The organism is Amycolatopsis keratiniphila (genome assembly GCF_000400635.2).
Classification (GTDB): Bacteria; Actinomycetota; Actinomycetes; order Mycobacteriales; family Pseudonocardiaceae; genus Amycolatopsis; species Amycolatopsis keratiniphila.
Genome location: NC_021252.1, coordinates 3,195,176 through 3,210,520 on the forward strand (window position 1 = coordinate 3,195,176; position 15,345 = coordinate 3,210,520).

Consider the following 15,345-nt stretch of genomic DNA (forward strand, 5'->3'; position numbering starts at 1 on the left):
CCGTGTCGGGCGATGAGAAACTGCTGGAGAACCTGAAGTGGGCGACCGGCGAGCTGCGGCGCGCGCGGCGCAGGCTGGTCGAGTTGGAGGAGGCCGGGCACGAGCCGATCGCCGTCGTCGGGATGAGCTGCCGCTTCCCCGGCGGGGTCCGCTCGCCCGAACAGCTGTGGGACCTGGTCGCCTCCGGGACCGACGCGCTGTCGGAGTTCCCCGGTGACCGGGGCTGGGATCTGGGTGGGCTCTTCGACCCGGACCCCGACACCCCGGGCAAGACCTACGTCTCCGAAGGCGGATTCCTCTACGAAGCCGGGGATTTCGACGCCGCGTTCTTCGGGATCTCGCCGCGTGAGGCCCAGGCGATGGATCCGCAGCAGCGGCTGCTGCTCGAAGCGGCGTGGGAGGTGCTCGAACGCGCCGGGATCGACCCGGCCACCCTGCGCGGCAGCCGGACCGGCGTCTTCGCCGGCGTCATCCACAACGACTACACCGGCGTGCTCACCGACATCCCGCCGGAGCTGGAGCCCTATCTCGGCAACGGGAACTTCAGCAGCGTCGCCTCCGGCCGGATCGCCTACACCCTCGGCCTCGAGGGCCCCGCGGTCTCGGTCGATACGGCGTGCTCGTCTTCGCTGGTCGCGCTGCATCTCGCCGCGCAGTCTTTACGTCGCGAGGAATGCACGCTCGCCCTCGTCGGCGGGGTGAACGTGATGACCCATCCCGCCGCGTTCGTCGACTTCAGCCGTCAGCGCGGACTGGCCGCCGACGGCCGCTGCAAGGCCTTCGCCGACGCGGCCGACGGCACCGGTTGGGGCGAAGGCGTCGGAATGCTGCTGGTCGAACGGCTTTCCGACGCCCAGCGCAACGGACACCAGGTCCTCGCGGTGCTGCGGGGCAGCGCCATCAACCAGGACGGCGCGTCGAACGGGCTCACCGCGCCGAACGGTCCCGCTCAGCAGCGGGTCATCCGCCAGGCACTCGCCGACGCCAGGCTCTCGCCGGGGCAGGTGGACGTCGTCGAGGGACACGGCACCGGCACCACCCTCGGCGACCCGATCGAGGCGCAGGCGCTGCTGGCGACCTACGGCCAGGACCGGGAACGCCCGCTGCTGCTGGGTTCCCTCAAATCGAACATCGGGCATACGCAGGCCGCCGCCGGGGTCGGCGGGGTGATCAAGATGGTGCAGGCCATCCGGCACGGGATCGCGCCGCGCACGCTGCACGTCGACGCTCCCTCGTCGCATGTGGACTGGTCGGCGGGCGAGGTCTCGCTGCTGACCGGGGAACAGCCGTGGCCGGAGACCGGGGAACCGCGCCGAGCCGGGGTGTCGTCGTTCGGGATCAGCGGTACCAACGCGCACGTGATCCTGGAGCAAGCGCCGGCCGTCGAGGTCGAGTCCCTTGTGGACACTCGGGTGCTCGACTCCGCGGTCTTGCCGTTCGTGCTTTCCGGCCGCAGTGAAGAGGCTTTGGCCGCCCAGGCGTCGAAGCTCGCCGCGTATCTGACTGGCGAGCCCGCGCCCAAGGCCATCGCGCGAGCCCTCGCCGAGACGCGGTCGGCGTTGCCGCATCGGGCGGTCGTGCTCGCCGAAGACCTCGGCGAACTGCTCGGCGGCTTGCGTTCCCTCGCCGAGGGCGAACCCGCCGCGCGGGTCCTGACCGGTACCGCCGAGGCGGGTAAGGCCGTCTTCGTGTTCCCGGGTCAGGGTTCGCAGTGGGTGGGGATGGCGGAGGAGTTGTTGTTGTCGGCTCCGGTGTTCGCGGAGTCGATGGCTGAGTGTGAGCGCGCGCTTTCATCCTTTGTGGATTGGAAGTTGTCGGATGTGTTGTCGGATGCGGCTGCGTTGGAGCGGGTTGATGTGGTGCAGCCTGTTTTGTTCGCGGTGATGGTGTCGTTGGCGCGGTTGTGGCGGGCGTGTGGGGTTGAGCCTGCTGCGGTGGTGGGTCATTCGCAGGGTGAGATCGCGGCGGCGTGTGTGGCTGGTGCGTTGTCGTTGGATGATGCTGCGCGGTTGGTGTGCCTGCGGAGTAAGGCGATTTTGGCGTTGTCGGGTCGTGGTGGCATGGTGTCGGTGGCTGCTTCGGAGGATCGTGTTCGGGAGTTGCTGCCTGCCGGTGTGTCGGTGGCAGCCGTGAACGGCCCGTCGGCGGTGGTGGTGTCCGGTGATGTCGCGGGCTTGGAGGCGTTGCTCAAGCGGTGTGAGCTGCTGGACGTGCGGGCGAAGCGGATCCCGGTGGACTATGCCTCGCATTCGGCGCATGTGGATGCGATCGAGCAGGAGGTCTTGTCGGCGCTGGCGGGTATCTCACCGCAGGCGCCGGTGATCCCGTTTTATTCGACGGTGACCGATGAGCCTCTGGAATTGGATGCGGCGTACTGGTTCCGGAATCTGCGGGGGACGGTGCGGTTCGCGGCGACGGTGGATCGGTTGCTGGAGGACGGTTTCCGGTTTTTCGTGGAGGCGAGTCCGCATCCGGTGCTGGTTCCGGGGATCAGTGAAGAAGCCATCGCGTTGGGGAGTTTGCGTCGGGGTGAGGGTGGTGCGGAGCGGTTCGTCGCGTCGCTGGCCGAAGCCCACACGCAGGGCCTGAGCCCCTCGTGGTCCGCCGTGCTGCCGCCCGCCGAACGGGTCGACCTGCCGACGTATGCCTTCCAGCACAAGCGGTTCTGGCTCGAAGCGGGCACCGCGAGCGGGGACGCGTCGGCGTTCGGGCAGACGGTGGTCGACCACCCGCTGCTCGGCGCCGCCCTGCCGCTCGCGGACGGCGACGGCCTCGTCCTCACCGGCCGGATCTCGCCGGACACGCAGCCCTGGCTCGTCGACCACACCGTCCTGGACACCGTGCTCCTGCCGGGGACGGCGTTCGTCGAGCTCGTCCTGCGCGCTGGGCGGGAGGCAGGCTGCGACGGCGTCGACGAACTGACCTTGGAAGCGCCGCTCGTCCTCGACGGGCCCGTGGCGCTGCAGGTCGTGCTCGGGGAGCCCGACGAGCGCGGCCGTCGTGCCGTGTCCGTGCACTCACGGCCGGAGGATTCCGACGAACCCTGGACCCGCAACGCTCAGGGCACGCTGTCCGCGGGCACCCCATCGACGGTTTCGCTCGCCGAGTGGCCGCCACCCGGCGCCGCCGAAGCGCCGGAGTCCGATCTCTACGACCGTTTCGCCGAGCTCGGCCTCGCCTACGGTCCGGTGTTCCAGGGACTGCGCGCGGCGTGGCGCCAGGGCGACGACGTGTTCGCCGAGGTCGACCTGCCCGAGGAGGAGGAGGCGGACCGCTTCGGCGTGCACCCCGCCCTGCTCGACGCGGCCCTGCACACCCTCGGGCTCGGGGCCCAGGACGAGACCGTGCGGCTGCCGTTCACCTGGTCCGGTGTGACCCTCCACGCCACGGGCGCGTCGAAACTCCGGGTCCGGCTCACGCCGACCGCCGACGGCGGCTCGCTCACCGTGGCCGACGAGACCGGCGCCCCGGTGCTGACCGTCGGGGAACTGGGGCTGCGCCCGATCTCCCCGGCCCAGCTGGGCCGCCACCGGGATTCGCTGTTCCGGCTCGACTGGGTCCCCGCTCCTGTGGGGCCGGCGCCGGAAGAGCCGGGGGTGTGGCGCTGCCCCGAAGGCGAACTGCGGCCGGTCCTGGAAGAGGTCCTGAAGCGGATCCAGGCCGATTCGACGGCCACGACCGTCGTGCTCACCTCGGGTGCGGTGGCGAGCGCGTCGCCGGATCCGGTGGCGGCCGCGGTCTGGGGTCTCGTGCGGTCGGCCCAGGCCGAGCATCCGGGCCGGTTCGTGCTGATCGACGCGCGGACCGAGGACGAGGTCCGCACCGCGCTGGCGACCGGGGAAGCGCAGGTCGCCGTCCACGACGGCAAACCGCTGGTACCCCGGCTCGCGCGGGTGGCGGCCGCCGACGCGGGCGAACCGGACTGGACGCCCGACGACGTCGTCCTGATCACCGGTGGCACCGGACGGCTCGGGCAGGCGCTGGCCCGGCACCTCGCCGTCCGGCACGGCGTGCGCGGACTGGTGCTGACCGGGCGGACGGGCGGGGGCGCGGAAGACCTGGTCGCGGACCTGGCGGAACTGGGCACCCAGGTCACCGTCGCGGCCTGCGACGTCGCGGATCCGGACGCGGTGCGCGCACTGCTGGCCGCCCATCCGGTGACCGCGGTGGTGCACGCCGCGGCCGTGCTCGACGACGGGCTCGTCGACGGTCTGACCCCGGACCGGCTCGGCACCGTGCTGGCCCCGAAGGCCGACGGCGCCCGCGTGCTGCACGAACTCGCCGGACCGGTCCGCCGGTTCGTCACGTTCTCCTCGGCGGCCGGCGTGTTCGGCAACCCGGGGCAAGCGGGCTACGCCGCGGCGAACGCCTACGCCGACGCTCTCATGCTCCGGCGTCGTGCCGAGGGGCTGCCCGGAGTGTCCCTCGCCTGGGGATTCTGGGCGGAACGCAGCAAGCTGACCGGCGACCTCGACGACACCGACGTCCGCCGGATGGCCCGCGCGGGTGTCACCGCGTTGTCCACGGAGGAAGGCCTGGCGCTGTTCGACGCCGCCGTGGCCGGAGGGGACGGCCTGCTCGTCCCCGCCAAGATCGACCTGACCGCCTTCCGGGGCCGCCCGGCCGCCGAGATCCCCGCTCTGCTGCGCGGCCTGGTGCGCGTCCCCGCGCGACGGTCGGGGGAGGCGTCGGGCACGGCCGAGGCACTGAAACGCGACCTTGCCGGGAAGCCGGAGGCCGAACGCGTCCGGCTGCTGGAGGAGGTCGTGCGGATCCGGGTGGCGGCCGTGCTCGGGCACGAGTCGGCCGACGCGATCGCCGGGGACCGCGGATTCCTCGAACTGGGCTTCGACTCGCTGACCGCGGTGGAATTGCGCAACCGGCTCGCCGAGGCGACCGGACTGCGGTTGCCGCCCACGCTCGTCTTCGACCGGCCCAACGCCGGAGCGCTCGCGGCCTACCTGGCGGCCGAACTGGCCACCGAGACCGCCGGACCGGCCCTCGACGCCGAACTCGACCGGTTCGCCGCCGCGCTGACCGCGGCCGACCCCGGAGAGGCCGAACGGGCCCGGCTGGCCGCCCGGCTGCGGGCCCTTCTCGGCACGCTCCAAGGCGGGGAAGACCCGGCCGGGGAAATCGACGGAAAACTCGAATCGGCGGACGACGAGGAAATGTTCGCCTTCATCGACAATGTGCTTAAGCCTTCTTGAGTGGTAAGAATGGTTTCGGCATGGGGTTCCCGGGTGTTGCGAAAGCCACTTTCGCAACCTTCAACGTTGCGAAAGTGGCTTTCGCAACACCCCCCCGGCGGTGGCTCGACCGAACGCACGTGGGCTGAAGGCTCCCTTCACCGCGTCTGATGCGGCGAAAGGAGCCTTCACCCCGGCCGGATACGGTCTCGAAAGCGCCCCTGGTCGTCGCCTATTCCCTAAGGGGACGTAGGGGCGGCTAGGGGTTGTCCGTCTCTTCGCAGCTCACCTAGCTTTTCTTCGAGTGGCATTTCGTTTTTCCCGGCGCGAAGAGGTTGGCTACTGATGCTGAACGAGGAGAAGCTGCGCGACTACCTCAAGCGGGTGTCGGCCGACCTGCATCGGACCCGGGCCCGGCTGCGGGAGGCCGAGGCGCGGGAGCACGAGCCGATCGCGATCATCGGGATGGCCTGCCGGTACCCGGGCGGCGTCCGCGGTCCGGAGCAGTTGTGGGATCTCGTGGCCGCGGGCACCGACGCGGTCGGCGGTTTCCCCGCCGACCGGGGCTGGGATGTCGAGGCCCTCTACGACCCCGACCCCGCGCGGCACGGCAAGACCTACACGCGCGAGGGCGGTTTCCTCTACGACGCCCACGAGTTCGACGCCGCGTTCTTCGGCATCAGCCCGCGCGAGGCGCTCACCGTCGACCCGCAGCAGCGCCTCCTGCTGGAGACCGCTTGGGAGGCCTTCGAACGCGCCGGGATCGACCCGCTTTCCGTGCGCGGCAGCCGGACCGGCGTGTTCGCCGGGGTGATGTACAACGACTACGGCTCCAGGCTCGACCCCCGCGCCGAGGAACTGCGCGAGTTCGAGGGATACCTCGGCAACGGCAGCGCCGGGAGCGTCGCCTCCGGCCGGGTCGCCTACACCTTCGGCCTCGAAGGCCCGGCCGTCACCATCGACACCGCGTGTTCGTCTTCGCTGGTCGCGCTACACCTCGCTGCCGAGTCGCTCCGGCGCGGGGAGTCCACGCTCGCGCTGGCGGGCGGGGTGACCGTGATGGCCTCGCCGGAGACCTTCGTGGAGTTCAGCCGTCAGCGCGGGATGGCGCCCGACGGCCGCTGCAAACCCTTCGCCGACGCGGCCGACGGCACCGGCTGGGCCGAGGGCGCCGGGATCCTGCTGCTCGAACGGCTTTCCGACGCCCGTCGCCACGGGCATCCCGTCCTCGCCGTGGTGCGCGGCACCGCGGTCAACCAGGACGGCGCGAGCAGCGGGCTCACCGCGCCGAACGGCCCGTCGCAGCAGCGGGTGATCCGGCAGGCGCTCGACAGCGCCGGCCTCGCGCCGCACCAGGTCGACGTCGTCGAGGCACACGGCACGGGGACGACCCTGGGCGACCCGATCGAGGCACAGGCCCTGCTCGCCGCGTACGGACAGGAGCGCGTCCGTCCACTGTGGCTCGGTTCGCTGAAGTCGAACGTCGGGCACAGCCAGGCTGCCGCCGGGGTCGGCGGCGTGATCAAGATGGTCCAGGCGATCCGGCACGGGATCGCCCCGATGACCCTGCACGTCGACACCCCGACGTCCAAAGTGGACTGGGAAGCGGGTTCGGTCGAACTGCTCACCGAAGCCCGCCCTTGGCCGGAGACCGGGGAACCGCGCCGCGCCGGGATCTCTTCGTTCGGGGTCAGCGGCACCAACGCGCACGTCATCGTCGAACAAGCGCCGGAGGTCGAGCCCGCCGAACGCGACGGCGAATCACCGCTCGGCGACGAGGTGACGCCGCTGGTCCTGTCCGCCCGGAGCGCCGAGGCTCTGCGCGCGCAGTCCGCCCGGCTGCGTGAGCACCTTCGCCAGACGGAATCCTTGACCGACACCGCCTTCTCGCTCGCGACGTCCCGTGCCGCGCTGGAGCACCGCGCCGTCGTCGTGGCCGAAGCGGACGCGTCGCTCGACGCCTTGGCCGCCGGCGCGCCTGCGGCAGGGCTGGTCGAAGGTATCGCTTTGCCACCGGGCAAGGTCGCGTTCGTCTTTCCCGGGCAGGGCTCGCAATGGGCCGGGATGGCACTGGAGCTCAAGGACTCCTCGCCGGTCTTCCGGGCCGCGCTGCTCGACTGCGAACGCGCTCTCTCGTCCTTTGTGGACTGGAAGCTCACCGACGTGCTCGGCGACGCGACGGCGCTGGAGCGCGTCGACGTCGTGCAGCCCGCCCTCTTCGCGGTCAACGTGTCGCTGGCGGCGCTGTGGCGGGCGTGCGGGGTCGAACCCGACGCGGTGACCGGGCACAGTCAGGGTGAGATCGCCGCCGCGTACGTGTCCGGCGCGTTGTCGCTGGCCGACGCCGCCAAGGTCGTCGCCTTGCGGGCCAAGGCCATCCTCGCGCTTTCCGGCGCCGGGGGCATGGTCGCGGTCGCCCTCGGCCGCGACGACGTGCTCCCTCGGCTGACGGAGTGGGGCGACCGGATCGCCGTGGCCGCGGTCAACGGACCCGCGTCGGTCGTGGTCTCCGGAGACCCAGAGGCGCTCGACGGGCTCGTCTCCGCCTGCGAGGCGGACGGCGTGCGTGCCCGCCGGATCCCGGTGGACTACGCCTCGCATTCGCCGCAGGTGGACGTCTTGCGTGAGGAACTGCTCGGCCTGCTCGACGGCGTCGAGCACCACGCGTCCACGGTGCCGTTCTACTCGGCGGTGACCGGGGAACCCCTCGACACGGCGGGCCTGACCCCGGAGTACTGGTTCCGGAACCTGCGGGCCACCGTCCGGTTCGACCGGTCCGTCCGGCGGCTGCTCGACGACGGTCACCGGTTCTTCGTCGAAGCCAGCGCGCATCCGGTGCTGACCGGCAGCGTCACCGAAACCATCGAGGAACGGGGCGCCCACGCGGTCGCGCTCGGTTCGCTTCGCCGTGACGAGGGCGGCCCCCGCCGGTTCCTGACGTCGCTGGCCGAGGCTCACGTACGCGGCCTCCGCCCGGATTGGGCCGCGTTGTGGCCCACTGCCACCAGGGTCGACCTGCCCACCTATGCCTTCCAGCGGGTGCCGTACTGGCTCGACGCCGCCGTCGTCCGGCAGGGCGGCACGGCGGCCGAACTGCGCTTCTGGGCGGCTGTCGACCAGGCCGACACCGGCGCGCTCGACGCCGCCGTGCCCGCCGGGGAGGGAGCCTGGGACGCGGTGCTTCCCGCGCTTTCGGCCTGGCGCCGTTCCGGTCTCGACAAGTCCACAGTGGACAACTGGCGGTACCGGATCGACTGGGTCCCCGCGACCGGGACGGCAGCGGCCACCCTCGACGGGACGTGGCTGCTGGTCGTCCCGTCCGGACCGATGCCGCCCGTCGCGGAGGCGCTCACCCGGCTCGGCGCCCGTGTCTTGCTCGCGGGCCCCGATGACGAACTGCCGCACGAGCCGGTCGACGGCGTGCTTTCCCTGCTGGCACTCGACGAACGGCCGCATCCGGAACACCCGGTGGTACCCGCCGGGCTCGCCGCGACCGCGGACCTCGTCCGCCAGCTCGCCGACCTCGACGCTCCACTGTGGATCGTCACCTCCGGCGCGGTCGCCGTCGGCCGGTCGGAGACCCCGAACGCGCAGGCCGCCGTCTGGGGTCTCGGCCGGGCGATCGGACTCGAACACCCCGAACGCTGGGGCGGCCTCGTCGACCTTCCGGAGGAACTCGACGAACGCGCCGCGGCCCGGCTCGCCGGGGTGCTCGCCACCGGTCACGAGGACCAGGTCGCCGTCCGGTCGTCCGGGGTCTATCTGCGGCGGCTCGTGCGGGCGCCGCTCGGGGACGCCGTCGCGCCGGAATGGCGGCCCCGTGGGACCGTCCTGGTCACCGGCGGCACCGGTGCGGTGGCCGCCCACGTCGCGCGGTGGCTCGCCGGGAACGGCGCCGGGCATCTGGTGCTCACCAGCAGGCGCGGGGCGGCGGCCGAGGGTGCGGCGGAATTGAGTGACGAACTCGCCGGTCTCGGTGCGCGGGTGACCTTCGCCGCCTGCGACGTCGCCGATCGTGACGCACTGGCGGCGGTGCTGGCCGAGTATCCGCCGAACGCCGTCGTGCACACGGCGGGGGTCGGGGCCACCGCGTCGCTCGCCGAGACCGGCCCGGCGGAACTCGCCGACGCGCTCGCCGCCAAGGCGGGCGGTGCCGCTCACCTCGACGAACTTCTCGAAGGCGCCGAACTGGACGCCTTCGTGCTCTTTTCCTCCAACGCGGGTGTCTGGGGCGGCGCCGGGCAGGGTGCCTACGGTGCCGCGAACGCTGCCCTGGACGCGCTCGCCGAACGACGTCGTGCCCGGGGCCTGCCCGCCACCTCGGTGGCGTGGGGGCTGTGGGGCGGCGGCAGCGGGCTGGCCGGCCAGGACGACGTCGACCGCTTGCGCCGTCTCGGATTGGCCGCGATGGACCCGGCGCTCGCCGTGTCCGCGCTCGTCCAAGCCGTCTCGCACGACGAGACCTTCGTCGCGGTCGCCGACGTCGACTGGGCGCGGTTCGCTCCCGGATTCGCCCTCGCCCGGCCCCGGCCGCTGCTCGACGCGTTGCCCGAGGTCCGCGAGGCGCTGTCCGCCGACACCGCGGGACCGGGCGGCTCCGAATTCGCCGCCGGACTGCTGGCCGCCCCCGAGGCGGACCGGACCCGTATCGTGCTCGACCTGGTTCGCGCGCAGGCAGCCGCGGTCCTCGGCCACGGTGGCGCCGCCGCCGTCGAGCCGGACCGCGCCTTCCGCGACCTCGGCTTCGACTCCCTGACCGCGGTCGAGGTCCGCGACCGGCTGGCCGCCGCCACCGGGCTGCGGCTGCCCGCGACCCTGGTCTTCGACCATCCGTCGGCCTCGGCGCTTGCCGGGCATCTCGTCGCCGAACTCACCGGCGACGTCACCGGGACACAAGCCGCGCCGGCCGTGGTGGTGACCGACGACGAGCCGATCGCGATCGTCGCGATGAGCTGCCGGTTCCCCGGCGGGATCACGGATCCGGAGAAGTTCTGGGACTTCGTCGCGGACGGCGGGGACGCGATGGCCGCCTTCCCCGGCGACCGCGGCTGGGACCTCGACGCGCTCTACGACCCGGACCCCGCGCACCTCGGCACCACGTACGCCCGTGAAGGCGGCTTCCTCGACGACGCGGGCGGTTTCGACGCGGCGTTCTTCGGGATCTCGCCGCGTGAGGCGCTGGCGATGGATCCGCAGCAGCGGTTGCTGCTGGAGACGTCGTGGGAGGCGTTCGAACGGGCCGGGATCGACCCGGCGACCCTGCGGGGGAGCGCGACCGGCGTCTTCGTCGGCGCATCCTTCCAGAACTACGGCCTGGACGCCGTCGACGCGCCCGAAGGCACCGAGGGCTACTTCCTCACCGGAACCGCCACCGCGGTCGTCTCCGGCCGCCTCTCCTACACCTTCGGGCTGGAAGGCCCGGCGGTGACGATCGACACCGCGTGCTCGTCTTCGCTGGTGGCACTGCATCTCGCGGCGCAGGCGCTGCGGCGCGGCGAATGTTCGCTGGCGCTGGCGGGCGGGGTGACCGTGATGGCCAACCCGGCCGCGTTCGTGGAGTTCAGCCGTCAGCGCGGGCTCGCGCCGGACGGGCGTTGCAAGGCGTTCGCCGACGCCGCCGACGGCACCGCGTGGTCCGAGGGTGCCGGGATCCTTCTGGTGGAAAGGCTTTCCGACGCGCGCCGCCTCGGGCACCCCGTCCTGGCGCTGGTGCGCGGTTCGGCCGTGAACCAGGACGGCGCCTCGAACGGGCTGAGCGCGCCGAACGGGCCGTCACAGCAGAGGGTGATCCGCCAGGCGCTGGCGAACGCCGGGTTCGCACCGTCCGATGTGGACGCCGTCGAGGCGCACGGCACCGGAACCAGCCTCGGCGACCCGATCGAGGCACAGGCCTTGCTCGCCGCTTACGGCGGGGAACGCGAGCATCCGCTGTGGCTCGGTTCGGTCAAGTCGAACCTGGGGCACACACAGTCGGCGTCGGGTGTGGCGGGCGTGATCAAGATGGTGCAGGCGATCCGGCACGGTGTCCTGCCGCGGACCCTGCACGTCGACGCGCCGACCACGGAGGTGGACTGGACGGCGGGTGATGTCCGGCTGCTCACCGAACCGGTGGACTGGCCGGACACCGGACGTCCGCGCCGGGCGGGCGTCTCCTCTTTCGGGGTCAGCGGGACCAACGTGCACACGCTGATCGAAGAGGTCCCGGAGAGCGCTGCGCCTCCCGCCGGCGGGGACACGTGGGTGCCGTGGGTGCTCTCGGCCAAGACCGAGGAAGCGTTGCGGTCCCAAGCTTCCCGGCTGCACGCGCAACTGGAAGAGCACCCCGGGGACGACTCCGACATCGCGTACACGCTGGCGACCGCCCGTGCGGGACTGGAGATCCGGGCCGCGGTGACCGGGCCGGATCGTCTGCGCGAGCTGGCCCTCCTCGCCGAGGGGACGCCGAGCGCGGCGGTGCTGCGCGGCGCGCTCACCGCCGGGGCGCCGGGGTTCCTGTTCACCGGTCAGGGCAGCCAGAAACCCGGGATGGGCGCCGAACTCGCGGCCCGCTTCCCGGTGTTCGCCGCCGCGTTCGACGAGGTGTGCGCCCATCTGGACCCGCGCCTCGGGCTGTCGCTGCGCGAAGTCCTCGAAACCGAGCGAGTGCACGAAACGGCGTTCGCCCAGTGTGCCCTGTTCGCCGTCGAGGTCGCGCTGTTCCGGCTGCTGGAGAGCTGGGGTGTCCGGCCCGCGCTGCTGCTCGGGCATTCGGTCGGCGAGATCGCGGCCGCGCACGTCGCCGGGGTCCTGTCGCTCGCGGACGCGGCCACGATGGTCGAGGCGCGCGGAAGGCTCATGGGCGCCCTGCCGTCTCGCGGCGTGATGATCGCCTTGCAGGCCAATGAAGACGAGGTGACCCCGCTGCCCACCGAGCGCGTGTCGATCGCCGCCGTCAACGGCCCGGAAGCGGTGGTGCTGTCCGGGGACGAGGACGCCGTTACCGCAGTGGTGGACCGGTTCGCCGACCGCAAGAGCAAGCGGCTCGTGGTCAGTCACGCGTTCCACTCGCCGCTGATGGAACCGATGCTCGCGGACTTCCGCCGTGTCGTGTCCGGGCTTTCCTTCAGCGAGCCGAGGATCCCGATCGTGTCGACGGTGACCGGCCGCTCCGATCCCGAAATCGCCTCACCCGGCTACTGGGTGCGGCACGTCCGCGAGGCGGTGCGGTTCCACGACGCGATCCGGTTCGCCGAGGCCGAGGCCGAGGGCGTGCGCGCCTTCGTCGAACTCGGCCCCGAGGGCGTCCTTTCCGCCATGGCCAAGGACTTCCTCGAAGACACCGTGCTGATCCCGACCCTGCGCGGGGAACGTCCGGAGGTCGCCGCGCTGGCGACCACACTCGGCCGCCTGCACGTCCACGGTGTCGGGATCGACTGGGCGGGTGTGTTCGACGGCGTCCAGGCGAGCCGGGTCACGCTGCCCACGTATCCCTTCGAGCATCGGCACTTCTGGCTGGCGAGCACCGGCGCGACCACGGGCGACGCGGCCGCGTTCGGGCTCGGCGAGGCCGGGCACGCGCTGCTCGGCGCGGCCGTCCCGGTGCCCGGCGGGAGCGGGATCTCGTTCACCGGAAGGCTCTCCCTGCGGGCTCAGCCGTGGCTCGCGGAGCACGTCGTGCTCGGTACGGCTCTGCTTCCCGGCACCGCGTTCGTCGATCTCGCGTTGCACGCGGGTGACCGCGCCGGCTGCGGAACCGTCGCCGAGCTGACCTTGGAAGCTCCGCTGGCGCTGCCGGAAAGTGGTGACGTCCGGCTGCACGTCACCGTCGGCGAGCCAGGGGAGGACGGCGGGCGCACGATCGAGATCCATTCCCGTGCGGGATCCGCCGCCGACGAGGAACCGTGGACGCGGCACGCCACCGGCCTCCTGGCCACCGGAACCCCGGCCGCCAGCGGGAACCTGGACAGCTGGCCACCGGACGGCACCGAGATCCCGGTCGAGGACTTCTATGACCGGCTCGACGGCACCGGGTTCGAGTACGGGCCGTTGTTCCAGGGCCTGCGCGCGGCGTGGAAGGCCGGGGACGACGTCTACGCGGAGGTTTCGCTGCCCGAGGACCGCTCCCGTGACGCCGAAGGCTTCGGCGTCCACCCCGCGCTGCTGGACGCCGCGCTGCACGCGTCGAAGCTCCGGCTGGAGGGTGACAGCGAGGGACCTTTCCTACCGTTCACGTGGAAGGGTGTCTCGCTGGCCGCGACCGGTGCGCGGACGTTGCGGGTGCGGCTGTCCTCGTCCGCTCCGGCCACGATCTCGCTGCTGCTCGCCGACGGTGAAGGCGCCCCGGTGGCCACTGTGGATTCCCTGGTGTTCCGCCGGGTTTCGTCCGAGCAGCTCGGAAACCGGCAGGGGAGCGGATCGCTGTTCCACGTCGAGTGGACCGACGTGCCTGCCGAGGAAGTGTCCACAGAGGATGTCAGGATCGGCGCCGGAGAGTCCTATGTGGACGTCGCGGCACTGCTCGCCGCCAAGACGCCCGAAGTCGCGCTGCTGGTCTGCCCGTCCGGGGAGACCGCCGAGGCGGTGCACGACGCGACCGTGTGGGCGCTGCGCCAGGTGCGGGACTGGCTCGCCGACGAGCGGCTGGACGCGCACCGGCTCGTCCTGCTGACCGACGGCACCGACCTGGCCCAGGCCGCGGTGCGGGGACTGTTCCGGTCGGCCTCGTCCGAACACCCCGGCCGGTTCGGCATCGCCGAGACCACCGGGGATCCGGTCCGGGTGTCGGCCGACGAGTCCGAACTTCGGCTGGAGAACGGTGTCGCGTACGCGCCGAGGCTGGTCCGCAAGATCGCCGCGGCCGCTCCGGTCGCGCTCGATCCCGGCAAGACGGTGCTGGTCACCGGTGGTACGGGCGCGCTCGGCGCGCTGGTGGCCCGGCATCTGGTGACCGCACGCGGCGTGACCCGGCTGCTGCTGGTCTCCCGTCGTGGGCTGGAGGCCGAAGGCGCCAAGGACCTGGTGGCGGACCTGACGGCCGCGGGCGCCGACGTCACCGTCGAGGCCTGCGACGTCGCCGACCGCGCTGCGCTGGAAGCGGCCCTCGCCGGGCACGAGCTGACCGCCGTCGTGCACACGGCCGGCGTGCTCGACGACGGTCTGGTCGATTCGCTGACGCCGGAGCGGCTGGCGAAGGTGCTGCGGCCGAAGGTCGACGCGGCGCTGAACCTCCACGAGCTCGCGGGTGACGTCGAGGAATTCGTGCTGTTCTCCTCGGCGTCGGCCACGTTCGGCAATCCCGGGCAGGCGAACTACGCGGCGGCCAACGCGTTCCTCGACGCGCTCGCCCGCCACCGCCACGCACAAGGGCTTCCGGCCACGTCGCTCGCCTGGGGACTGTGGGCGACCGACGGCGGCATGACGGGCGAACTGAGCGACACCGACCTGGCCAGGATGGGCCGCACCGGTATCGCCGCGCTGACCCCGGAAGCCGGGCTCGCCCTGTTCGACGCGGCGTCCGGCGCCGGGCCGGTGGTGCTGCCGATGGCGCTGACGCCATCCTCGCTCCGCGATGTGGAACCCGCGGTGCTGCCCCCGTTGCTGCGGGGACTGGTGCGGGCTCCGTCCCGGCGCGCCGCGTCCGCTCCCGCCGGTCCGGCGTTGCAGGACAGGCTTTCGGGCCTGACCGGCGCCGAACGCGACGACGCGGTGCTGGAGGTGGTGCGCGAGCAGGTCGCGGCCGCGCTCGGTCACGCGGGCGCCGGGGCGATCGATCCGGGCAAGGGCTTCGTCGAACTCGGGATGGATTCGCTCAGCGCGGTCGAACTGCGCAACCAGCTGTGCGCGCTGAGCGGGCTGAAACTCTCGACGACGGTGGTGTTCGACCACCCCAACCCGGCCGCGCTCGCCGGGCACCTCGCGGCCGAACTGCCCGCCGAAGGGGTGGCCACCACCGCGTCGGTGCACGCCGGGCTCGACCGGCTCGAAGCGCTGCTGGCCACCGCCGCCCCGGCGAACGGGGATCGCGCCGGGGTCACCGCGCGCCTGCGCACGCTGCTGGCGACGTGGACCGGCGAGCCCGCCGCCGAGGCCGACGACTCGCTGGAGTCGGCCACCGCGGACGAACTGTTCGACCTGCTCGATCACGAACTCGGCGCGTCCTGACCCGCCTGATACTGGG

General features: G+C 72.4%; 2 protein-coding genes. Both read left to right on the top strand.

Features of this window, described 5'->3' with window-relative positions:
- Positions 1-2 precede the first annotated feature (2 nt).
- Positions 3-5,210: a type I polyketide synthase gene (locus tag AORI_RS55715; protein ID WP_016333300.1), complete on the top strand. Its 5,208-nt coding sequence runs from the start codon at positions 3-5 to the stop codon at positions 5,208-5,210.
- 321 nt (positions 5,211-5,531) lie between these two features.
- The gene (locus AORI_RS55720) at positions 5,532-15,329 is read left to right on the top strand and encodes a type I polyketide synthase (protein ID WP_420806988.1); all 9,798 of its coding nucleotides are present in this window, start codon (positions 5,532-5,534) and stop codon (positions 15,327-15,329) included.
- Positions 15,330-15,345 lie beyond the last annotated feature (16 nt).